We start from the raw sequence: 22,235 nt of genomic DNA, 5'->3' as shown, positions 1-22,235 counted from the left end.
GGGCCGGGCCCACGCTCATGCGGACTCCCGCAGCGCGGCCGGCAGCAGGATCGGTTTCAACGTCTCGAAGCTGCGGTTCGCCTCGTCGTAGTCCTCGGGTCGACCGATGTCGAGCCAGTAGCCGTTGAAGTCGTAGGCGGCTGGCGGGTTGCCCTGGCCGATCAGGTCGAGCATCAGCTGGTCGAAGCCGAAGGCGATGCCGCTCGGGTACGCCGCGATCGTCTGCCTGGTAAGCCCGTACACGCCCATGCTGACCCGGTAGTCCAAGGTGGGCTTCTCCTTGAACTCGACGACCTTGTCGCCCTCAACGGCCAGCACTCCGAAGTCAATTTGCACCTTGCGCCGAAAAGTCGCCACGGTCACCGGGGCGCCCGAGTCGGTGTGGGCGCGTAGCAGGTCGGCGTAGTCGAGGTTGGTCAGGATGTCGCCGTTCATCACCAGGAAGCGCTCCGGCAGCCGGTCGCGCATCGTGAACAGTGGTCCGACGGTGGACAACGGAGTCCGCTCCTGGGCGTAGTCGACGGACAGTCCGTGCCGGGAGCCGTCGCCGACGAACGCCCGGATCAGCGAGCCGTGGTGGTTGATCGCGATGGTCACGGTCCGGAATCCGCAGGCGGCCAGCTGGTGCAGGACCACGTCGAGGATCGCGAAGTGCTCGCCGATCGGCACCAGCGGCTTGGGCAGCGCGGTGGTGTACGGCCGTAGTCGTACCCCTCGGCCGCCCGCCATGATCACGACATGCATGTCGTCCACCGGTGCACCCCTTCGGCTATTTGAGATGATTTGAGACTAGCAGAGCGTTAGGCCCTGATTGTCGGTATTGACGATGATCGACGGCCGTCCGTGGCCGGCGCGCGATCGCGCAGAGCACCACAATCGCCAGCGGCAGCGCCTCACCGAGGTAGAAAGCCAGGATGTTGTCCAGATCGGCGGTGACCAGGATGATCGTGATCGCGCACAGCGGCAGGCAGAGCAGCTTCGCGGCGAGGGCGTCACGACGCCGCGCCTGCGCGTAGTACCGGGTGGCGAACCGCAGGAACAGCCCGAGGAACACGAACGACAGCAGGCCGCCGGCCGGTCCGAAGTTGAGGATCGCCTCGCCGGTGACGCCGAAGACCCGTTGCGACCGCAGGCCGGAGTCGTACACGCCCGGCCCGTACAGCACGTCCGTACCGATTGCCGACTTGCTCCGGAACCGCTCGGCACCCGCGCTGCCGGGCACCAGCAACAGCGGTGCGGCGACGTAGGTGCTCCCGTAGCTCCAGTCGGCGGCCCCGAGGCGTTGCCGGTCCAGCAGCAGCGCCTGGACATCCGCCCGACCCAGATCGGCCAGCAGCACCGTCGGCAGGTCACGGCCCGTCTCCGTGGAGACCTCCTCGACGGTACGGGTGCCCTTGGCGATGTCGACGACCTCCACCCCGGCACCCTTGTAGAGCCCGTAGGCGTACACGAACACAACCACCGCCGCAGCCGCGGCGACGAACGCCTTGCGGGTGATCGGCCGCACCAGCAGATGCACCAGGACCAGGCCGAGCACCAGCGGCCACAGCACCGCCGACCGGCTGCCCCGCAGGCCACCCACCAGGAACTGGACCGCGACCAGGCCGACCAGCAGCAGCACCACCAGGTCGACGCGGCGGCGCAGCAGCTGCCGCCAGCGCACCAGGACCAGGCAGAACAGCAGCAGCGGAAAGGACTCGCTCAGCAGCAGCAGCCAGCCCATCCCGGCCAGGGCGGTGCGGTCCTGCGTCATCGCCGTCAGGAAGCCACCCGGCCCGCCGAGCAGTACCACCTCGGCCCCGAACGCCAGGACACCGACGACGACGGCCATCAGGGCGACCGATTGGAAACGCGCCGGGTCGAGCCGGGGTGGCCCGACCGGCCGTGGACCGCGACCGGGCAGCGACAGGACCACCCGGTAGACGACCAGCCCGACCATGTTCAGCAGTGCCATCGCACCCAACGCCGATCGCCACCCCGCCGCCGACGGGTGCAGAAGCGGCGGCCAGTGATCCAGCAGCACGTGCAGCACCGGCGCGAGGTAGTAGAAGTGGACGCCGAACAGGCCGAGGATCGCCTGCGGGTCGAACACGTCGCGCCGCCGCCGCAACCATTCGAAGGCGTCGGCGCCGATCAGTACGCCGCAGACCGTGACCGGGATCAGAAACCAGTGCCGCAGCCGCGGGTCCACGCAGGCCAGCACCGCGCTGGCGGACGGGATCAGGGTGGCGGCCAGCACCCAGCTCGTCGCCGGCGTACGCGCGTCGTCACTTGGGCCCGGCCCGGTCCGGGTGTCCACTAGGCGCCCGCCAGCCCGATCCGCTCGTCCAGCGCCCGCCACAACAACCGCGAGTAGGTGGCCGAGATGTGGTTACCGTCGCGCAGGGTGACCACGTTGCCGACCAGCGCCGGGCAGACCGTCGACGTGCAGAACCACGGGGTCGGGTCGACGACCAGTGCGCCCCGGTCCCGCGCGGCGGAGGCGATCATCTGCCGTCGACGAGGCTCCAGCACCACGTCGGACACCGCACCGTGACAGGTCCGCGCGTCGGCCAGGTGCAGCGCCAGGCAGTCGACCACGGTCGCCGGCAGCCACGGCACGTCACCGATCAGCACCACTTCGCTGCCGGTGGACCTGATCGTGTCGACGGTCCGCGCCCAGCCGTCGGTCCAGACCCGGTCACGGTCGGTGAACACGCCGATCGGGTCACCGAAGGTGTAGTTGGTCGACGAGGTGATCACCAGCGCGGGTCGCAGCTCGCCGATCCGTCGCAGGGCCTGCTCCCGCCACTGGACGCACTCGTCGTACGGCCGGTTGGCCGAGTCCAGGTGGAACCGCACCGACGCGGCGCTGCAGAACCCCTTGACCATGACGACCAGTCGCCAGCCGCGCTCGTCGGCCAGCCGACGCACCGCCGGGAACCAGCTGCCGGCGTGCGAGTCGCCGAACAACACCACGGTCTGCGCCGCGGCCGGGTCGCCGTACCCGCACGGGTGGTCGGTGCCGGTGTCGGTGATCCGCAGCACCACGCAGCCGTCGTGGAACACGGCCGGGATGTCGGTGGTCACCTCGGGCAGCGGCGGGGTCAGGTTGGCCGGCACCGGGCCGGTCTCGGCGCTGGCGGTGACCAGCCGGGCCAGGTCACGCTCGACGTCGGCCGAGGCGGCCAGGGTGGCGACGGTGTCGACCGGGCGGCCCGGCCCCACCAGCGTCGGTTTCATCGCCAGCGCCGGCACCGCCACCGCGACGACGACGGCGGACGCCACGGCTGCCAGGCCGACGGTGCGCCACGGCCGGAGCGCATGCCGACGCCGCCGCAACGGGGCCTCGACGAGCAGGTACGTGCCGGCGGCGGCGACCAACGCACCGCCGACCAGGCCCAGGTTCTGCCCGATCGTGCCGTGCCCGCCGAGCAGGGCCGCGCCGATCACCAGGAACGGCCAGTGCCACAGGTACCACGAGTACGACAGCCGGCCGATCCACTGCAGTGGACGCAGGGCGAGCAGCCCGGCAGCTCCACCGGTGTGCGGCGCGCAGCCGGCGGCGATCACCAGCGCCGCACCGGCGACCGGCAGCAGCGCCGGGTAACCCGGGAACGGGGTGGTGCTGTCGAACAGCAGGGCGGCGGCCAGCACGGCGGCCAGCCCGGTCCAGGCCAGGCCGGCGGCGAGCCGGGCCGGCAGTCGCGACACGGCACCGGCCCCGAGGGCGATCAGCACGCCGGCCAGTAGCTGCCAGGCCCGCGCCGGGGAGCCGAAGTACGCGTACCCGGGCGACGTGGCGGTCAGCCAGACGCAGAGCGCGAAGGAGAGCGCGGCGACGCCAGCCACGACGACCAGCACCGGCCGCAGATCACCCGGACGCCAGCGCAGCAGGCGGGGCCAGCCGAGCAGCACGAGCAGCAGCAGCGGCCAGCACAGGTAGAACTGCTCCTCGACCGCCAACGACCAGTAGTGCTCCAGCGGCGACTCCCGGCGCATTGTGTCCAGGTAGTCGACGCTGTTACGGGCCAGCAGGAAGTTCACGCAGTACGCGGCGCTCGCGATCGCCTGGGTGGCGATCCACTGCAGTTGCAGCGGCAGCCACCACCAGGCGGCGACCAGGGTGGTGACCAGCACCAGGACGGCGGCGGGCAGCAGCCGCCGGGCGCGCCGGGCGTAGAAGCCGAGGATGGAGATGGTGCCGTCGGTGGCGTACTCGCGCAGCAGCACCGAGGTGACCACGAAGCCGGAGATGACGTAGAAGACGTCAACGCCGACGTAGCCGCCGCCGAACAGTGGGACGCCCGCGTGGTAGAGCACGACGAGCAGTACGGCGACCCCGCGCAGCCCTTCGATGTCGCGCCGGAACGTGCCGTGCCCACGGCCACCGAGCGCGACCGGGCGGGCCGGACCCTGAGCCGGCCCGGGCGGCTTTTCCCGGTCCCGAGCGGTGGTTACCGTGCCGGACGCGCCGGACATACCCGCCGGCACGTCCGTCGTGGCCAGCTCGGAACTGGTCATCGCTACGCACCCACTCTCCGAACCCCGACGGGTACGGACAGTTCTATCAGTGCTTTTCACCGCTAGAGCGACGTTTGCCGAATTACCTCACTAAGAGCGCAAAACCACCCCATAAGTGAACGAGGTCCGCTGATTAGTCGATAGCCTGCGGCCGGATCGTCACCCGGCCGATGCCGTGCTACGTCAGACCATGGCCTACTCGGCCGGGGTCGTGAAGAAGGTGGCGAGGACGGTCAGTGCGGTACGCGACTCGTCGGGCACGCCGTCGAGCACCGTGGCCGAGCCGCGACCGGCCAGCGCGTCGGCGACCTCGGCGGCCGGCGGGGCGGCCGACTCCGCCCGAGTCGCGGCAGGCGTCGCGGTCAGCGTCACCGATTCGTCGGCGACCACCTCGAAGACGCCGCCGCCGTCGCCACCGAGGTCAAGACGCTGACGTGCCTGGGCACCGAATTTCTGCGCCACCGCCGCCGCGATGAACAGCCCGTACGCGGTCGCGCAGCTGGTCGCTTCGGGGCTGGTCGGGCGGTCGACGCCGAGCGGCAGGAAGATGTCGCGTTCGTGCAGCCACGAGTCCCACAGCACGTGCAGCGCCTGCACCGTCCAGTCCATCGGTCCGTACGGCAGGACGACGTCGAACCGGTCGTCGCGGGCCAGCCGGTCCCGGGCCACGGCGAGCGACTTTTCCGTCGTCGCGACGAGCCGGTCGAGGGTGTCGGTCGGCGACTCGCCGGTCGATGCCGCCAGCCAGTGGCGGGGAGTGGTCCGGGGGTCGAACCCGGCTGTCACGTCGAACATCTGGTCGCCCGGATCGGGAGCCATCGCAACGGTGACGTCGCCCAGGTGCCGGACGGTGTCCTGCACCGACCAGCCGGGACAGCGGGTCGGCGCGGACCACTGCTCAGGGCTCAGAGTCCGCAGGTCGGCGCAGAGCTGCCGCCGTTGGGCGGCGAAGACGTCGAGCAGCCGCGCGGGATCCAGAACGGACTGACCGGCGGTCCTCAGCAGCAGCGTGGGTGGCGGGCTGTTCCCGGTCATCATCGAGTCCCCTCCGGTCGGTCGCAAAGGCATCAGCATATTCCGGAGTTGTCCACCAGGGATCGGCGTTCGAGGTGGATGCCTAGCCGACGGGAGAGGCGGGGGTGACCATGGCGTCAACCTCGCGCAGCAGCGCGTCGTAGCCGGCCGGGCTGGGCTGCTCGTCGCTGACCAGGGCGACGGTCAGCAGCGTCTGCACGGTGATGTTCTCGGCGGTGGCCGGCAGTGTCTCGTGACTGCCGAGCGCGGCCAGCAACAGGTTCTCCGCGATGACCGGATCGACCAGGGTGCGGTCGGGGTCGAAGCGTTCCCGGACGCTGGCCACGAACCGGATCACCGCGCCGTGGTCGTCGCGGCGGAACCGCCGGTCGGCGCAGAGCACGAACAACGCGCTGAGCAGGTCAAGATAGTGCTGGCGGTCGGCTTCGGTGAACCGCTGCACCCAGCGATCATGGGCATGTACCTGCCCGGCCATCAGATAGCTGAGCGCCGCCACCGGCTGGTTGGTCGGCACCGGCTTTTGGTTCGGCACCGGCTTTTGGGTCGTCACAGGCGCATCTCCCGCTTCACGTTGTTCCACAATGTCCGACGGAACACCTGCCAGCGGGTCCGGAATCGCAGGTGCCGACGGTTGGCGGCCACCACCGTCGCCGCCATCCGGGTGCCGACGGCAAGGGCGTCCCCGTTGGGGCTGGCTATCGGCCGCACCGCGGCCAGCCGGGCGGTCCGCGCGGCCGGCGGATCGACCCCGGCGTCGAGGGCGTCGAGGTAGCGGTCCACCGCGCCGGTGCCGACGCTCAGACTGATCTCGACGTCACGCAGCCGGCTCAGCGCTACGGCCAGCCGGTCGGCGGTGGCCTGGGCGTGCGGGTGTTCGCTGCGGTGCAGCCGGTCCGTGGCGTACGCCAGCCGGTGCCGCAGGTCGGGCAGCTGGGCGGCGGCGTGCGCGGCGTGCTGGCGGGCGGTCTGCAGGCCGTACAGAATGGATGCGACCGCGACCGGTCGGCCACCCGGCAGCTGCGGGCGTCCGGCGCTGACGGCGTCGAGAACATCACCGTACGCGTCCCACGCCTCGTGCAGCGCATTCTGATAACGGTCGGTGGTCAGCCCGGCGTCCGGGTGCCGTACGCCGGCCAGTTGCTCGTCGGCGTGGGTGACGGCGGTCTCCATCGCCAGGGCGACGGTCCGCAGCACGTCGATCATGTCGGCGGCCACCTGCAACGCCTGCCCGTCGGCCGCGCTGACTTCAGCTTGCATGTCGGTCATGCCGACCTCCGCCACCAGGTGAACCGCGCCTGGTCGGCGTCGGTGGTCCGGGCCGGGTCGAGCAGGGTCTGGTCGAGCAGGGTCGCGCCGGGCCGACGGAACGGCAGCCGGTGGTAGCGGGCCAGGGTCGCTTCGGCGGCGGCCAGGTCGGCGCACGGGCCGGGTCGTCCGCAGCCCAGACAACACCCGTTGTACGCCGACGTGGTGTGCGTGTCGACGGCCTGTTGCGCCGCGACGACCCGGTCACGGGCGTACGCCGTGTAGTAGTTCGCTGGCCTCTGGTTGACGGTGGCGGTCGGGATCGGGGCGAGTCGGGGGTCGGATGTCACCGGTCGGTGCCTCCCGTTCAGGCGTGGAGAGGGCGCACCTGGTCAGCCGGCGGGGCGGCCGGCTGACCAGGCTCCTTGCGGGGAACCAGCTCCGGGTTTGCAGACCAAGGAGCCGGGCTGAACTTTGTCATACTAGTCTGTACAAGTCAACTCCCTACTAGTCTCTACTTGTCTGACCAGTGCAGGGCGTGATCAAATGGCGGTGCAGACCAGGGAGTCCAGATGCCCGCCAAACCGAAGTGGGCGCAGATCGCCGATCACGTCCGTGAGCAGATCGCGTCCGGCCAGCTCAGTCCAGGCGACAAGCTGCCCTCGACCGCCGAAATGCGCTCCGAATACGGCGTCTCCGCTGGCGTCGTCCGGCACGCCATCCTCGTGCTGCAGATGGAGCGCTTGGTCCATGGCGTACACGGGCTTGGGGTGTTCGTCGCCGACCGCGACGACGCCGGCGGCTCGTAGCCCGACCCTGCTGGACCGCCGCCGGCAGCATCCCCCGCGACCTCCGCGAGTGGAGGGCTGAGGCACGAAATTCGGGCGTCTTAACGTGCCTCAGCCCTCCATTCGCGAACGGATGCGGCCCACGACCGTCGCTCTGGTGGCCCAGGGTCAGGCGGCGTCGGCCTCCGGCTCGGCCGCTCTCGCCTTGACCGTACGCAGGATGCTGACCAGCTTGTCGACGTCCGCCGACGGAAATACCGAGTCCGGGCCAGCCGGAGCCTTCTCGGTGAACGGCGACTCGTAGAGCCGGCTCGGCTCCATCACCCCGTTCTGCGTCAGGTGGTCGATCATCGTGTTGATGAAGTCGAGCTGCCCCGCGTCGAGGTTGCGGCCGGCGGTGAACTCGTCGAACACCTCGGTCGCGGCCTGGCGGTCCAGCCCGACGAGGGAGCGCAGGAACAGCCCGAGACCGTTGGCCCGCCGCCGGGCCTGGGCAATCTCCTGCTCACTGCCGCCGCAGTCGACCAGCATCCGTTCCAGCTCAGCCAGGTCGGTCGGCGACAGCTGCCGGTTACGCCGCAGCTTCTGCAACGCCACATGGTCCTCGTGGGTCCGCAGGTGCACCCGGACCTTCTCCCGGAACCGCTCGAAGTCGGTGCCGACGTCAAGGCCGGTGAGGCGTACCTCGGTCACGTCGTTGATCTGGTCCTCGAAGTCGGTGTAGACGATCGCCCGCTTGGACTTCTCGACCAGCCGGACCAGCGACCGGACCCGTCGCCGCAGCCCTTCCAGCATCGGCAGGGTGACGTCACGCCACCACTCCTCGGCGGCGACCTGGTCGAGCAGCTCCACCTCGGCGCGGATCGCCGGGATGTTGCTCTGCTCCAGCAACGCGGCGGCGATCGCCTGCACATCGGCTTTGGTCCGGTCGAAGCGGCCACCGGCACCGAGCCGGGCGAGTTGCAGCCGCAGAATCATCAGGTCGAACCGTTTTGCTTCCTCGTCACCGCTGAGGCGCATGTCGCTCGGCAACCGAGCCAGTTCGTGGCTGATCTCTTCCGACGCCGCCGGCGTGAGCCGCTGCCAGCTCGCCGGGTCGGCGTACCGCTCGACTGCCTGCCGGTGTGGGCGGACCAGGAAGTTCTCCAGCCGCATGCCGGCGACCAGGCCGCGCAGCTCGTTCGCGACGTCCCAGCGCAGCCCGGATTCGCTGCGGGTACCGTCGCCGTCGATGACCGTGCCGGTCGGTAGCCGCTGGTCGAGCTGACTGATCAGCTCAACCTTCGCCTTGAAGATCCGCTCACTGAGCGACGCGGCCGTGGACCCCTCGGTGCGGGTGGGCGAGTGGCCGAAGTACTCGAAGTTTTCGCAGAAGTCGAAGATCAGGAAGTCTTTCTTGTGCTGACCGGGGCCGTACAGGTCGTTGCGCAGCCTGGTGCCCCGGCCGATCATCTGCCAGAACTTCGTCTTGGACCGGACCTGCTTGAAGAAGACCAGGTTGACGACCTCGGGCACGTCGATGCCGGTGTCCATCATGTCGACGGAGATGGCGATGTGCGGATCCTTGACTGGTGCGCCGAAGGAGTCGATGAGAGTTTGGGCGTACCGGTCCTTGTGCAGCACGACCTGGGCGAACTTGCCGAGCAGCTGCGGGTAGCTGGCGTTGAACCGGTCGGCGATGAACTCGGCGTGCCGGGTGTTCTTGGCGAAGATGATGGTCTTGCCGAGCCGGTCGCCGCCGGCGACCCGGTGCCCCCGGGTCATCAGCAGTTCGAGGACCTTGTCGACGGTGTCGGCGTTGAACAGCCACTGGTTGATGGCCTGCGCGTCGACCCGGTCCGGGGCTTCCTCCTCACCCCACTCCAGCTCGTCCCATTCCTCCTTCTCGTGCTCGGGAAGGTCGTCGTAGCGGATGCCGTGCCGCGGATACCTGATCGCGACCGATACGGCACGCGGCGGGACCAGGTAGCCCTCGCGGATCGCGTCCTGCAGGCCGTACACGTCGGTCGGCACGCCGTTCTCCAGGTTGAACAGGCGGTACGTGTTGCGGTCGACCTCGTCCTTCGGAGTGGCGGTCAGCCCGACCAGCAGCGAGTCGAAGTAGTCGAAGATGGCGCCGTACTTCTGGTAGACCGACCGGTGCGCCTCGTCGATGATCACCAGGTCGAAGTAGCCCGGCCCGAACCGTCGGCTGCCGCCCTCGTCCAGCTCGTTGATCAGGCCCATCATCGTCGGGTACGTGGCGACGTAGACGCGGCCGTCGGTGCGGTTGCGGTCCTGCGACAGGTTGACCGTCACCGTGTCCGAAAGGTGCGTCTTGAAGGCGTTCGTCGCCTGCTGTACCAGCGCCAACCGGTCGGCGAGGAACAGCACCCGCTTGATCCAGTTGGCCCGCTGCAGCAGGTCGACCAGGGCGATCGTGGTGCGGGTCTTACCGGCCCCGGTGGCCATCACCACCAGCGCCTTACGCTGGCCGTCGACCTCGAACGTGTCGGCGATCCGGCGGATCGCCCGCTGCTGGTAGTGCCGGTTGACGATGCCCCGGTCGATCGACGTGTCAGCCAGCCGCTGCCGGGTCGACCGACGCTGGATCAGCAGCTCAAGCTGATCCTTGGTGTAGAAACCCTGGACCTTGCGGTACGGGTATCTGACGTCGTCCCAGAGCCAGATCTCGTAGCCGTTGGTGTAGAAGATCACTGGCCGCCGGCCGTACATCCGCTCCAGTGCGTCGGCGTACAGCCGGGCCTGATTCTGGCCGTCGATGGCGTGCCGCCGGGCGCTCTTGGCCTCGACGATCGCCAGCGGCCGATCGTCGTCACCCCACAGCACATAGTCGACGTAGCCGATGCCGGTCTGGTTCGGCATGCCACTGACCTGGAACTCGGTGTCCCGTGCCTGATCCAGCGCCCAACCTGCCTCGTGCAGCAGCAGGTCGATGAACAGGTCCCGGGTCTGCTGCTCGTTGTAGTCGTGGGTGTCCGGCACCCTGCTGTTGCGCTTCTTGGCGGCGGCGACCTGCTCACGGAGTCGCTTGACCTGCTCGTCGAGGTCGCCGTCGAGCTCGGCGGCGGCTTCGCGCTCCTCGCGCTCTTCCTGCGCGGCGAGCTGGTCGGCGAGGGCGCGCAGCTCGGCACGGGTCTTGGCCTGACGCACCGCCGGCCTCGGCAGCAGCGCCTCGTCGAAGACGAGGCTGCTCGACGGCACGGCGGCCTGGTCGCGGGTGTAGGTGCGGGCCAGCCAGTACATCAGGTGGAACAGCTCCTGGCAGACCACGAGCGCGTCCCGATCACTGACCCGACGGCTCTCATGCACCGCCTTGTTGCCCTGCAACCGGATGATCTCCATCTTGGCGTGCAGGTCCTCGCCAACCAGGTTCTTCAGCGCCGGCTCCGCGATCCGCGCCGCGAGCTGGCCCCGGTACGGCCGCCGCAGCGCCTCATCGGCCCGATAGAGCCACTTGACCAGGTGTTCGAGGCAGCGCCGGGCATAGAAGCAGGCGGTACGCGGGTCAGCGTACGTGTGCTGCTCGACGCGCTGCGCCTCGTCGAACAGGTCGGGCCACTCAGCCCGCAGGAACGCGAAGTTGCTGGCCGCCGTCACAGCTCCCCCCGAAACGCCCGGTGCTGCAACGACGCAAACAACGCATCCAACTCCCCCAACGCCCTCCGCTGCACCACCTTGGCAGTCTCAATCGAAGAGATAGCGCTCGCGAATTCCCGCTGAAGATCCAAGGGAGGAACCTCGACAGCCACAGTGGCCAGGTTGCCCTTTGAGATGTTCGGCATAGATCCAGCCGAACCAGATGCAAGATCTTGGACGGTCCGCCTCTTCGGTGGATAACTGAGCAATGCATGAAGATACTCCGCTACGACAGGGGCTTCCTCCTTCAGCTCAAGCCGAAACATCAAGTCAGGCATCAGCCGCCGCACCGGGGTCGACCGCACAAGCACACATGCAGCAACCAAATCTCTCGTATTCTTACGCGAAAATAGGATGTCACCAGCACGCACCTCGTCTTCAGCGCGTGGCGCGACGGTTACCGGAAGCGCCTTGTTCTCGGCAGGTCGGAACTCACCGCTTGTCACAGCCCCCAGTTTGAGCACAGCCCACTCACCCTCAGAAGCCGGCCGATCGAGACAGATCGGGCTACGCCCACTATGAATCCTTTCGACCAAGGCACCAAGCGCCATCCTCTTCCATGATCGGTCATTCAAGATCGGATCGCCGAACATGTGAACAAAGGCGGCAGTGCGCGCCGCACCCAACAGATCGAGAGCAGCGCGACGCTTAGCGCGCAGGGTGTCGACGCGGTCCAGCACGTCCGCGATCCGCCGCTGCTCAGCCAACGGCGGCAGGACAACCTTCAGCTCTTTGAGCTTATCTATTGGAAAATTGTCAGCAGTGGTCGCCCTTACCCAACTAAGGATCTCGCCAGATCGCGCCTTCAGCGCTCGAGCCAGATAGTCTGGGTGCACCCCTTCACCGCAGATGACTGCCTTCATATCTTGGTTGATAGCAACAGGAACGCGGTTGAGACCAATCGGCACAGTGTGCTTAAGCACTCCTGACCGCACTACCACCAAGATGGAGTTCTCAGGAGCCATACGTGCCGAGCTATTATCCAGACCCTCACGGGTGATGTTGACTTGTGCGCCAACAATGGACCACGACTTCATGTCCTTGGGGGTCACCCACGGGATGTCGCCACCGTAGTAGGCAGGGTTTGCACGGCTTGGCGTCCCTCCCCCGATGACCTTCACCACATCGCCGAGACGCACTTCACGAACCGCGCTCACCCGAGCAGCCCCTTGAGGTCGGCGAGGCCCTGCTGGATCTCGGATTCGAGGCGTTCGAGTTCGGCGATGATTTCGGCTGGTGGCCGGTGCTCGACCTCCTCGTGCACGATCTCCTTGTAGCGGTTGAGGCTCAGGTCGTAGTCCTGGGCGACGATGTCGTCCTTCGGCACGCAGAAGGACTGCTCGGTGCGCGCCCGCTCCCGCTCGGCCCCGTCGCGCTGCTTCCAGCGGGCCAGCACGTCCGGCAGGTTGTTCTTGGCGTGCTCCTCAGCGGTCAGCGCCTCGGCCGGCACCGGGCCGAGCTTCGCCTCCGGCAGCAGCGGGCTGCGCTTGTCGTCGAGGCTCCAGCCGTCGGCCTTAACCTCGTAGAACCAGACGTTGCCCGTACCGCCGCTGTTGGTCTTGGTGAAGAACAGGATCGCGGTCGACACCCCGGCGTACGGCTTGAAGACCCCACCGGGCAGCTTGACCACCGCGTCGAGCTTCTGGTCCTCGACCAGCATGCGGCGCAGCTCCTTGTGTGCCTTGCTGGAGCCGAAGAGCACCCCGTCGGGCACGACCACCGCCGCCTGGCCGCCGTTGCGCAGCAGCCGCAGGAACAGCGCGAGGAACAGCAGCTCGGTCTTCTTCGTCTTGACCGTCTGCTGAAGGATCCGCGAGGTGCGCTCGTAGTCCAGGCTGCCGGCGAACGGCGGGTTGGCCAGGATCACCGAGTACGCCTCGGTCTCGTCGCTGACGTCGTCACCGAGGGAGTCCCGGTAGTCGATGGCCGGGTTCTCCACCCCGTGCAGCAGCATGTTCATGCTGCCGACCCGCAGCATCGTGTTGTCGAAGTCGAAGCCGTGGAACATGTCCTGGTGGAAGTGGTCACGTAGCACCGGGTCGTGCAGCGCGTCCGGGTGCCGCCGGCGGATGTACTCGACCGCGCCGACCAGGAAGCCGGCGGTGCCGCAGGCCGGGTCGCAGATGCGATCCTTCGGGCCGGGCTCCACCATCTCGACCATCAGGTTGATGATGTGCCGGGGCGTCCGGAACTGACCGTTGTGCCCAGCCGTCGCGATCTTGCTGAGCATGTACTCGTACAGGTCACCCTTGGTGTCCCGGTCATCCATCGGGATGTCGTCGATCATGTCGACGACCCGCCCGAGCAGCGCCGGGTTCGGGATGGTGAAGCGGGCGTCCTTCATGTGCCGCGAGTACGCCGACCCGTCACCGCCCAGGGTGCGCAGGAACGGGAAGACGTGCTCGCCGACGATCTCGTACATCTTCCGCGGATCGATGCTCTTGAAGCGCTGCCAGCGCAGCTCGCTGTATGGCACGCCGAGCGGGTCGTCGCCGTCGGGGTAAATGTGCCGGACCCCGTCGGGGCCGAGGCGCTGTGCCCGGTTGTCGGCGAGAGTCTGCAACTCGTCGAGACGGCGGATGAACAGCAGATACGTAATCTGCTCGATCACTTCGAGGGGATTGGAGATACCGCCCGACCAGAAGGCATCCCAGATGCGGTCGATCTTGCTTTTCAGTTCACCAGTGATCACGGAGTCATGTCCCAAGGGCTGAGTGGTGGTGGACACGGAACCGTTTAGAGTCAGCCATGTCTCCACATGCCACAAGGGACTGTGAGCCGGATTACTTGCGACTGTCGCAGCACGACACAAACGACCGTGCCGACCTTCGTGACCACACGGAGGAATCAACGCTGGTCAACGCATGATCAACCTAAAGATTCGACAGGTACGCCTTCAGGCTCTTGACTGCTTGGTGAGTCAGGACGGCGGCTTCCTCGACGTTGGCGCGGGACAGCTCCGACCAGGTGTAGATCTCCTGCGTACGGTCCTGACGCCCACCGGCGAGCAGCTGTGCCACGCCGAGCTGACTCGCCCGCATCGCGTTGGCGACATTCGCCAGCTTCGCCTGCTGCGTCTCGATCTCATCGAGCAGCCGACGCAGTTGCTGAAGGTATGAGCCGGTGCTCCCGCCGCCCCCGCCACTGCCGCCCCGGCTCGCCGGGCCGCCGATAGTGATCGTCCGGTCGCCACCGCCCCGGCTCCGATGGCCGGGGTAGCGGCGGCGGACGCTGCTCAACGGTCTCGCACCGCCACCACCAGCGCCGGAGCCGCCCGAGGTCGTGCCGTCGCCCGCCCGAGCCTCACGTCGCCGGTCCAACACCGTGTTGACGAAGCCCTTGCCCGCGACACTCACCGCGTGTCCGAGGATCGCACCGACGATCGCGACGGACGACGGAAGTCCCCACTTCGTGGTCGCCAACGCAGCAAGGGCACCGAGGCCGGCCCCCAACTGCTGGACGAGGTTGCCGGTGCCTTCCTTCGTCGTCTCGTGCCGCCACTGCTGCACGAACGACTGGGCTGGTCTCTCACCAGCCCGATACTGACGCCGCCGCCAGCTCACTCGTCGACCACCGGATCGAGGAAGGCGCAGGTCGCCGAAATCAGTACCGGCAGGTTCTCGGCGACTTCCCGAGCTATCGACTCCGGCGTCAGCCCCAAGGGCTCCTCCCCCGGCTCCAGCTCGTCCTCGTCAGCCGCCGCATAGTAGGCACACGCCTGCCACAGGTTCTTGCTGTGGAACGAGAACGACCAGAGCCCGTACACCGAGTTTGGTAGGGCGACGAGGGGTTGGTCGCCGATGCCGATGCGGTGCTGGTGGGGGGCGTCCGGGGTGGAGCCGAGGCCCTGGGCCAACGGCAGCAGCTTGTGCCGGCTGAACACCGGACGCAGGTCGCCGTCCGGGTCGAACTCGACCAGCAGGCCCCGGGCGATCAGGTCGTCGACGTACCGGGCGGCCTGCGGCTCCGGCTTGGGTGCGGTCTCTAGCATTCGTACCAGCGACTCCCGGTTGACCGACAGCTTGGCGTGCCGGTCCGGGTAGAGGAACGCCGCCGCCCACACCGCTGCCTCGGTCTCGGTCAGCTCGACCAGGTCGTCACCGAGATGCACCTCGTAGCACTCCGGCGTCGGATCCGGTGGACGGACGTACCGGTAGCGCGGACCCATGCTCAACCCGGCGGGCACGATCACAGTCGACATACCGCCCAGTCTCCCAGCCTCAGCCAAGCCGATGCCGCCAGCATCTGGCCCAGCCCGCCGGCACCGGCAGGTCGACCGGCTCGTCAGGCCGCCACCTTCGCCACGTCGTACGCCTCGACGAAGTCCCGTGCCGCTGGCACCCGGTCGGCCACCTGCCCGAGGTCGGCCCGCAATCCGGCGAGCCGCTTACGGCCACGCCCGGACTTCAGCTCGGCGATGTCGGGCAGCGCGTCCAGCGCGACGGTGCCCGCTGCGGTGGAGTCGCCCTGCTGGTGCAGCGCGATCGCCAGGCTGACCTTGCCGAGAATCTGGTTCCGCCGGTAGACCGGATCGTGGTGCGCCAACCGGGCTTGCAGGCAGGGAACCGCCCGCTCTGGGCGACCGAGCGCCAGCTGCGACAACGCCTCCACCGCATTGACCTCGTTGTCGTTGACAAACCTGGTGTAGAGCGGGTCGTCGTCGCTGGGGCCACGGTCGTACGCGGTCTTTGCCCTGGCCAGTGCGCGGTTGAACTCAACGGCGTCACCCATTTCTGCGGACGCGTGTGTCGTCCGCAGATGCAGCAGGCTGGTCAGCCGAGGGGTCGCCCACGGGCCGGAGATGCGTCGGGCAGCCTCGGCGATCTGCAGAGACTCGACCGGCCGCACCTCCCTGACCAGCATCGCCATGACCACCATGGCGTGGACCTCAAGGTGCGGATCGTCGCGCAGTCGGGCGCGGACGATCGCCTCCTGCAGGTAGCGGCGCGACTCGGCACGCCGCTCCGCGTCCAGCGCCAGCCAGCCGATCCAGGCTTCCAGGTCGCCGAGGTTGCTCTGCAGCGCGTCGCCGACCTGCCGTGGATAGGTGGCCTGCCGCTCCCAGCGGGTCAGCCGGCGGTGCATGGCGATGGCAACGTCGCAGAGGCTGCCGCCGCCGGCCGCCGCGTCGGCCCGCTCAAGGCTCGCGATGGTGGCCGACACCTGCTGCAGGTGCTCCATGCTCAGGTGCTGCGGCACATCGGGAGCGGTGACCCAGTCTCGCAGCGGGGTGGCGATGCCCAGGCCCGCCAGAGCGGCATTGATCGTGAAAGCACGCCGGTCCGTAAGATCACCTCCATTGTCGTCCCCCGATGTAACGGTACCGCCCCAATCGCCAATGTCCAGAGATCGATTTTCCGGCTCCCCGGCGAGCAGGGCGTCAAGCTCGTCGAACGAAGTGCCGAGCGCTTCCGCGAGTTGTGCTCGGGTATACGGTTGTGGCTCGGCCTTACCCCGCTCCCACCGGGCAACGGTGGTGCGGTCGACCTGCAGACGCGCGGCCAGCCCTTCCTGGCTGAAGCCGGCCGCCCTGCGCCTCCTGATGAAACCGTCTCGCCGTCCGGTCAACTGGACGCCCTCCCGTCGCGGCCCGTGTCCACGGTGAACACCAGTAACGCAGATCAAAGAGATCAATTCAACGGGCTGTGGACAACTCGCACTTGTCATCTTTCGTGGAGGTTCCACCCTTCCTCTTGACCTCAACGGTCTTGCTTTCTCGTTGGTCCGGTCGCGTGAAAGGCTGCAGGAGTACCAGTAGCAGCCACGGCGACCGGAGCGGGAAGCGGGTGGCAGGCGTACCCGGGGGCCGTCGGCGAGTTCGTCATGCTGGACGACGGTCGGCGGGCGACGCCCGTCCCGGTGCCGACCCCGCCACCGAGGCCATGGAAGAGGCCCGGCTGCGGCTGTCCGGTCGGCTGGACCGACGCCGCTTCCAGCAGGCGGTCGACGTCGTCGTGGCCCGGCATCCGATGCTGCGTACGGTGTTCCCGGCCGGGGCACCCCGGCTGTTGAAGGAGCTGGTCACCCCGTTCGGCCACTCCGGGTTCGTCTGCCGGACACGGTGGCGTCCTGCCAGGTGGAGTCGTTGCTGCAGGCGGACCGGCCGGACCTGCCGCTGGTGCACGGCCCGGTGGAGCCGGAGCTGGCCGCCGCATACTGGTCGGCGGGGCTGGCGGCGGCCCCGCTGCATCTGGACGGCACCACCGTCGCCGACCTGGTCGACGGCCGGATGAGGCAAGTCAAAAGGACAGACGTGACGACGGAGGAGCCACAGTGACCCCGGAACCCGGCATCGACAGACTGCTCGACCAGGTCCGCGGTCGCCTCGACCGGGTCGACGCCCGGACCGCCTACCAGGCCCAGCAGGACGGCAGGGCCGTGCTGGTCGACATCCGTCCGGCCGCTCAACGCGCAGAGTACGGCGGAATTCCCGGGGCGTACGTGATCGAACGCAACGTGCTTGAGTGGCGCCTCGACCCGCACAGCGCGGCGCGGCTCGACGTGGCCGACACCCCGCAGCTGTGGCCGATCGTCGTCTGCCAGGAGGGGTACGCGTCGTCGCTGGCCGCCGCGTCGCTGCAGGACACCGGCCTGCCGTTGGCCACCGACCTGGCCGGTGGCTTCGCGGCCTGGCGGGCCGCCGGGCTTCCGGTGCTCGCCCAGCCGGGCTGAGCGACCACCGGTCAGCAGCTGCGTCAGTGGCTGCGGGACAGGCTGATCGCGAAGCGGTCGGCCGGGTCGGTCCACCAGTGGGTCAGCTCGAAACCGGCGGCGGCCAGCTCGGCGGTAACCCCGGCCCGGCGGAACTTCGCCGACACCTCGGTCCGGATCTCCTCGCCGGCGGTGAAGCTCACCGGCAGGTCGAGATCGGCCACGTACACCTGTGTGTCCCGGTCGGCACGCAGCCGCATTTCGATCCACTCCCGGTCGGTGTCCCAGAGCGCGACGTGCCGGAACGCCGCCGGGTCGAAGCCGGCACCGAGCTGCTGGTTCAGTACGCGCAGCACGTTGCGGTTGAACTCGCCGGTCACCCCCTGGCTGTCGTCGTAGGCGGCGACCAGGGTGGCCGGGTCCTTGACCAGGTCGGTGCCGAGCAGCAGCCAGCCGCCGGCGCCGAGCGCCCCGCGCAGCGCGGCCAGGAACTCGGCGCGTTCGTCCGGCACCAGGTTGCCGATGGTGCCGCCGAGGAACGCGACGAGCCGGTCGTCGCCGGCCGGGATCCGCCCGAGGTGGCGGGTGAAGTCGCCGACGATCGCGTGCACCGGCAGACCCGGGTAGTCCCGGTCGATGGCGGTGGCGGCGTCACGCAGCGCCGCCTCGGAGACGTCCAACGGCACGAACAGGTCGAGGCTGCCCTGCCGGCGCAGCGCGTCGAGCAGCAGCCGGGTCTTCTCCGACGAACCGGAGCCGAGCTCGACCAGGGTCCGGGCCCGGGTGACGGCGGCGATGTCGTCGGCATGGGCGGCCAACGCGGCCCGCTCGGCCCGGGTCGGGTAGTACTCCGGCAGGGCGGTGATGCGTTCGAACAGTTCGCTGCCGTACTTGTCGTAGAACCACTTCGGGGGCAGCCATTTCGGGTCGGCGGTGAGTCCGGCGCGGGCGTCGGTCCGCAGCGCGTGCCGCTGGTCGGCGTCGGTCAGCTCGATGTCGATCCGCACAGATCCTCCACGGTGTAGGTGTGCCGGTCGGCGACGACGAGCCGGCGGTCGGCGACCGGGCGCCAGGCCGGGTCGTCGTCGGACGGTTCGGAGGCGATGATCAGCCGCTCCGGCCCGGCGAGGACGGACAGGGAATGGCCGACGGCGCTGGCCCAGGCCCGTTCGCCGTCGGTGAGCAGCAGGTTGAGCCGGGACGCCGGGGCGGCGGCCAGGACGCCGGTGACGGTGTCGGTGATCGCCGTACCCGGGTCGGCGCCGGACCGCAGCCGGTGCCGCAGCAGCGCCCACAGCAGCGCCGAGTCGGTCGGCGCGTCGAGGGTGAGCAAATCGGTCACCGGCAGGGCGGCGGCCAGGACGGCGACGCTGTCCGGCCAGCCGGCCACCACCCCGTTGTGGCTGAACAGCCAGCTTCCGTCGGTGAACGGCGCGCAGGCTGTCTCGCCGAACGGCATCCCGGGGGTAGCCGAGCGGACCGCGGCCAGCACCGCGCCGGCGGCGGTGGCCCGACCCAGCTCGACCAGGCCGGGATCGGCCCAGATCGGCCCGGCCCGCCGGTAGCGGACCGGACCGGTCGGGGTGTACCAGCCGACGCCGAAACCGTCGACGTTGACCGTGCCGCCGCCGCGCATGTCCCGGGGCGCCCAGGACTGGCGGTACAGGCCGTACGGCGGCTCGACCAGCAGCTGCGTCAGGCTGACCGGCGGGCCAAGGTAGAGCTGGTGGCGGCACACTAGGCGGTCTCGCCGGGGTGCGGGTCACGAGCGGTGCGGAAACCGCTGAAAATCTGCCGCCGGATCGGGTAGTCCCAGTTGCGGAAGGTGCCCCGGCAGGCGGCACGGTCGGTGCCGAACGAACCGCCGCGCAGCACCCGGTAGTCGCGGCCGAAGAAGACCTCCGAGTATTCACGGTACGGGAACGCCGCGAAGCCGGGATAGCCGGTGAACCAGGTGCCGGTCCATTCCCACACGTCGCCGATCAGCTGGTGCACGCCGGCCGGTGACGCGCCGGCCGGGTAGGCGCCGACCGGTGCCGGGTGCAGGTGCCGCTGGCCCAGGTTGGCGCGCTCGGGGCCGGGGTCGTCGTCGCCCCACGGGTAGCGGCGGGACCGGCCGGTCACCGGGTCGAACCGGGCCGCCTTTTCCCATTCGGCTTCGGTCGGCAGCCGGCGGCCGGCCCAACTGGCGTACGCCTGCGCCTCGTACCAGCCGACGTGCACCACCGGCTCGTCGGGCACGATCGCCGACCGCCGGCCGAACCGGGTGTAGCTGCCGTCGCCGTGCCAGTGCGCCGGCCCGCTGAGCCGGGCCTGCAGCCGGTGGGCCCACCCCTCGGCGCTCCACCACCGCTCGTCGTGGTAGCCGCCGTCGTCGATGAACTGCTGGTACCGGGCGTTACTGACCGGCGCGCGGTCGATGAAGAAGGCCGGCACGTCGACGGTGTGCGCCGGACGTTCGTTGTCCAGCGCCCACGGCTCGGTGGAGGTGCCCATGGTGAACGGCCCGGCCGGGATGAGCGCCTCACCGTCGACGCGTCCGGCCGGGGCCGGCGGGGTCGGCGCGCCGGTGAGCACCGGCGGGCCGGCCCGCAGCTGGTGGGTGGCGAGCATCGTCTCGTCGTGCTGCTGCTCGTGCTGCACGATCATGCCGAAGGCGAAGCCCTGCTCGACCAGCCGGCGGCCGTCGAACGTCACCGTGTCGAGCAGGTCGAGGACCTTGTCCCGGACGGTACGGGTGTAGGTGCGCGCCTCGGCCGGGTCCAGCAGCGGCAGCGCGGGGCGGTCGGCGCGGGCGTGCTTGAACGCGTCGTACAGGTGGTCGATGTCGGCGCGGACCGCATCCCGGCCGCCGACGTCGCGGACCAGCCAGAGTTCCTCCTGGTTGCCGATGTGGGCCAGGTCCCAGACCAGCGGCGACATCAGCCGCGAATGCTGGCGGACCAGGTCGGCGTCGTCGACGGCGTCGGTGAGGGCGCTGCTGCGTCGTCGGGCGCGGTCGAGGTCGTCGGCGAGTACGGCGCGTAGGTCGGTCGGTCCGGTCACAGGTCCTCCTTCGGCAGCCGGCGACGCAGCGAGTGCCGGATCGTGGTGGCGGTCGTCGCCGGCAGGCCGGTGTCGGCGAGGTGGTCGCAGGCGAGGCCGACGACGGCTCGCGCGGCGGCGGCCAACGCCGGGTCGGCCAGGCCGACGCGGGCGGCGTCGGCCCACCGGTCGGCGACCGGGGCGGCGTGGCGCCACGCGGTACGCAGCGTCTCGTCGCGGGCGAACAGGCTGGCCAGTACGGCGACCGGCGCCAGCCAGTCGTCGGCCGGTTGGGCGTCGAGGTAGCGGATCTCCAGGTGGCCCTGCGGGCGTACCGGGGGGAAGAGCGTGCTCAGGTGCAGCGACAGGTCGGCGTAGGTGGGTGGGCGGGGCAGCCCGCTGCGGATCCAGTCGCCGAACCCGACGGCGCCGGACCGGGACCAGCCGTGCCGCCCGTCGGCGATGAACAGCGGCGGGGTGTCCAGGACGCGGCGGGTCCAGGCCGCCACCGGGTCCGTCGGCGGTTGTCCCGCCGGCTCTCCCCGCAGTTGCCCCGGCGCGACGGCGGTCGGCGGGGCGGTGCGGGCCGGGTCGAGGGTGAGCCAGGTCCGCATCCGGTGCGACACCCAGCCGGTGTCCCGGTCGGCGTACCGTGCCGAGTTGGCGAAGGTCGCCAGCAGCACCGGCCCGAGTGCGTGCGCGGCCGCCCAGCGCAGCGGCAGTTGGGCGGGGGTGCCGGCATCGAGGCACACCTGCAGGCCGGCGGTGGCGCACATCATGGTCGCTCCGGCCGCGCCGTACCGGCCGAAGGCGTCGGCCATCGCGGTGTACCGGCGGTTGTGCAGGATGCGCCGGGGCGGCCGGTACGGGTCGCAGCCGTGGGAGCCGAGCCGCAGGCCGGCCCGGGCGAGCCGGGCGTCAAGGGCGGCGGTGTCGGCGACGGTGTGCCGGTGCAGGTCGGCGACGGAGTCGACCGGCAGGCTGGAGATCTCCACCTGGCCGCCGGGCTCGACGGTGACCTGCCCGCCGTGCGGCAGGGGCCGGTGCGGGCTGTCGCGGCGCAGGGTGGCTGGGGCGTGGTCGCCGAGCGCCCGGCCGAGGATCTCCGGGTCGAGTGGACGGGCCGGGTCGTCCACGTGGTGCACGGTCCATTCGAGCTCGACACCGACCCGCCGTGGTGGTCCGGTCTTGAAGCAGATCCGCCCGATGTGGCCGACGGCGGCGGCGACGTCGGCGATGACCTCGTCGCCGTCGGCCGGCCGCACGGCGTCGGACAGGTGCAGGTGTCGCACTCCCACCCCTCCAATTGTCACCGTATGCGACTCTGTGACAACAGATCATCTCACCCTA

General features: G+C 69.5%; 20 protein-coding genes and 1 pseudogene. 3 read left to right on the top strand and 18 right to left on the bottom strand.

Going from position 1 to position 22,235, the window contains the following annotated elements:
* Positions 1 to 15: 15 nt before the first annotated feature.
* The 7 genes from ACFHW1_RS13385 to ACFHW1_RS13355 form a co-directional block, all read right to left on the bottom strand.
* Entirely contained in the window at positions 16 to 744 is a 729-nt protein-coding gene (locus tag ACFHW1_RS13385) for a sugar phosphate nucleotidyltransferase (RefSeq protein ID WP_416552772.1), read from the bottom strand.
* 25 nt (positions 745 to 769) lie between these two features.
* Positions 770 to 2,299, bottom strand: coding sequence for a hypothetical protein (locus tag ACFHW1_RS13380; RefSeq protein ID WP_416615508.1), 1,530 nt, complete (start codon positions 2,297 to 2,299; stop codon positions 770 to 772).
* A complete protein-coding gene (locus ACFHW1_RS13375) occupies positions 2,299 to 4,503 on the bottom strand; it encodes an acyltransferase family protein (RefSeq protein WP_416615507.1) in 2,205 nt (734 codons plus the stop codon). Before ACFHW1_RS13375 ends, ACFHW1_RS13380 begins: the two co-directional genes overlap by 1 nt.
* Before the next feature lie 195 nt (positions 4,504 to 4,698).
* Positions 4,699 to 5,538, bottom strand: a complete 840-nt coding sequence (locus ACFHW1_RS13370) for a maleylpyruvate isomerase family mycothiol-dependent enzyme (RefSeq protein ID WP_416615506.1) — start codon at positions 5,536 to 5,538, stop codon at positions 4,699 to 4,701.
* Positions 5,539 to 5,620: 82 nt separating this feature from the next.
* Entirely contained in the window at positions 5,621 to 6,088 is a 468-nt protein-coding gene (locus ACFHW1_RS13365) for a hypothetical protein (RefSeq protein ID WP_416615505.1), read from the bottom strand.
* The gene (locus tag ACFHW1_RS13360; protein ID WP_416615504.1) at positions 6,085 to 6,804 is read right to left on the bottom strand and encodes a hypothetical protein; all 720 of its coding nucleotides are present in this window, start codon (positions 6,802 to 6,804) and stop codon (positions 6,085 to 6,087) included. The genes ACFHW1_RS13365 and ACFHW1_RS13360 overlap by 4 nt, the downstream gene beginning before the upstream one ends.
* Positions 6,801 to 7,133, bottom strand: coding sequence for a hypothetical protein (locus tag ACFHW1_RS13355; protein WP_416615503.1), 333 nt, complete (start codon positions 7,131 to 7,133; stop codon positions 6,801 to 6,803). The genes ACFHW1_RS13360 and ACFHW1_RS13355 overlap by 4 nt, the downstream gene beginning before the upstream one ends.
* Positions 7,134 to 7,355: 222 nt before the next feature.
* Here ACFHW1_RS13355 and ACFHW1_RS13350 point away from each other — a divergent pair, with 222 nt between their 5' ends.
* The gene (locus tag ACFHW1_RS13350) at positions 7,356 to 7,592 is read left to right on the top strand and encodes a winged helix-turn-helix domain-containing protein (protein ID WP_416567903.1); all 237 of its coding nucleotides are present in this window, start codon (positions 7,356 to 7,358) and stop codon (positions 7,590 to 7,592) included.
* 147 nt (positions 7,593 to 7,739) lie between these two features.
* Here ACFHW1_RS13350 and ACFHW1_RS13345 read toward each other — a convergent pair whose 3' ends face one another.
* The 7 genes and pseudogenes from ACFHW1_RS13345 to ACFHW1_RS13315 form a co-directional block, all read right to left on the bottom strand.
* On the bottom strand, positions 7,740 to 11,171 hold the full coding sequence (locus tag ACFHW1_RS13345) for a DEAD/DEAH box helicase family protein (protein ID WP_416615502.1): 3,432 nt from the start codon (positions 11,169 to 11,171) through the stop codon (positions 7,740 to 7,742).
* Entirely contained in the window at positions 11,168 to 12,367 is a 1,200-nt protein-coding gene (locus ACFHW1_RS13340; RefSeq protein ID WP_416615500.1) for a restriction endonuclease subunit S, read from the bottom strand. The genes ACFHW1_RS13345 and ACFHW1_RS13340 overlap by 4 nt, the downstream gene beginning before the upstream one ends.
* Positions 12,364 to 13,902 (bottom strand): type I restriction-modification system subunit M, encoded by a 1,539-nt coding sequence (locus ACFHW1_RS13335; protein ID WP_416552708.1) that lies wholly within the window; start codon positions 13,900 to 13,902, stop codon positions 12,364 to 12,366. The genes ACFHW1_RS13340 and ACFHW1_RS13335 overlap by 4 nt, the downstream gene beginning before the upstream one ends.
* 181 nt (positions 13,903 to 14,083) lie before the next feature.
* A complete protein-coding gene (locus ACFHW1_RS13330) occupies positions 14,084 to 14,719 on the bottom strand; it encodes a hypothetical protein (RefSeq protein WP_416552706.1) in 636 nt (211 codons plus the stop codon).
* A gap of 50 nt (positions 14,720 to 14,769) precedes the next feature.
* Positions 14,770 to 15,411 (bottom strand): hypothetical protein, encoded by a 642-nt coding sequence (locus tag ACFHW1_RS13325; protein WP_416552704.1) that lies wholly within the window; start codon positions 15,409 to 15,411, stop codon positions 14,770 to 14,772.
* Between the two features lie 83 nt (positions 15,412 to 15,494).
* On the bottom strand, positions 15,495 to 16,391 hold the full coding sequence (locus ACFHW1_RS13320) for a hypothetical protein (RefSeq protein ID WP_416615518.1): 897 nt from the start codon (positions 16,389 to 16,391) through the stop codon (positions 15,495 to 15,497).
* A gap of 204 nt (positions 16,392 to 16,595) precedes the next feature.
* Positions 16,596 to 16,877, bottom strand: a pseudogene (locus ACFHW1_RS13315) (helix-turn-helix domain-containing protein); the annotation flags it as partial.
* Positions 16,878 to 17,286: 409 nt separating this feature from the next.
* Between ACFHW1_RS13315 and ACFHW1_RS13310 the strand changes: the two are divergent.
* Positions 17,287 to 17,487, top strand: coding sequence for a hypothetical protein (locus ACFHW1_RS13310; protein WP_416552702.1), 201 nt, complete (start codon positions 17,287 to 17,289; stop codon positions 17,485 to 17,487).
* Entirely contained in the window at positions 17,484 to 17,882 is a 399-nt protein-coding gene (locus tag ACFHW1_RS13305) for a rhodanese-like domain-containing protein (protein WP_416552700.1), read from the top strand. Before ACFHW1_RS13310 ends, ACFHW1_RS13305 begins: the two co-directional genes overlap by 4 nt.
* Positions 17,883 to 17,905: 23 nt before the next feature.
* Here ACFHW1_RS13305 and egtD read toward each other — a convergent pair whose 3' ends face one another.
* Genes egtD through ACFHW1_RS13285 form a run of 4 tightly spaced genes read right to left on the bottom strand, consistent with a single transcriptional unit; the run spans position 17,906 to position 22,183 of the window.
* Positions 17,906 to 18,868 carry an L-histidine N(alpha)-methyltransferase gene (gene egtD, locus ACFHW1_RS13300; protein ID WP_416615499.1) on the bottom strand — a complete coding sequence of 321 codons (963 nt, stop codon included), beginning with the start codon at positions 18,866 to 18,868 and terminating at the stop codon, positions 17,906 to 17,908.
* On the bottom strand, positions 18,847 to 19,599 hold the full coding sequence (egtC, locus tag ACFHW1_RS13295) for an ergothioneine biosynthesis protein EgtC (protein WP_416552696.1): 753 nt from the start codon (positions 19,597 to 19,599) through the stop codon (positions 18,847 to 18,849). The genes egtD and egtC overlap by 22 nt, the downstream gene beginning before the upstream one ends.
* Positions 19,599 to 20,906, bottom strand: coding sequence for an ergothioneine biosynthesis protein EgtB (gene egtB / locus ACFHW1_RS13290; RefSeq protein WP_416552694.1), 1,308 nt, complete (start codon positions 20,904 to 20,906; stop codon positions 19,599 to 19,601). Before egtB ends, egtC begins: the two co-directional genes overlap by 1 nt.
* Positions 20,903 to 22,183: a glutamate-cysteine ligase family protein gene (locus tag ACFHW1_RS13285; RefSeq protein ID WP_416615498.1), complete on the bottom strand. Its 1,281-nt coding sequence runs from the start codon at positions 22,181 to 22,183 to the stop codon at positions 20,903 to 20,905. Before ACFHW1_RS13285 ends, egtB begins: the two co-directional genes overlap by 4 nt.
* Positions 22,184 to 22,235: the final 52 nt, after the last annotated feature.

It is taken from the genome of Micromonospora sp. LOL_014 (assembly GCF_048060245.1).
In the GTDB taxonomy this organism is placed as follows: Bacteria; Actinomycetota; Actinomycetes; order Mycobacteriales; family Micromonosporaceae; genus Micromonospora_E.
This window is presented reverse-complemented; position numbering and strand designations above follow the sequence as displayed.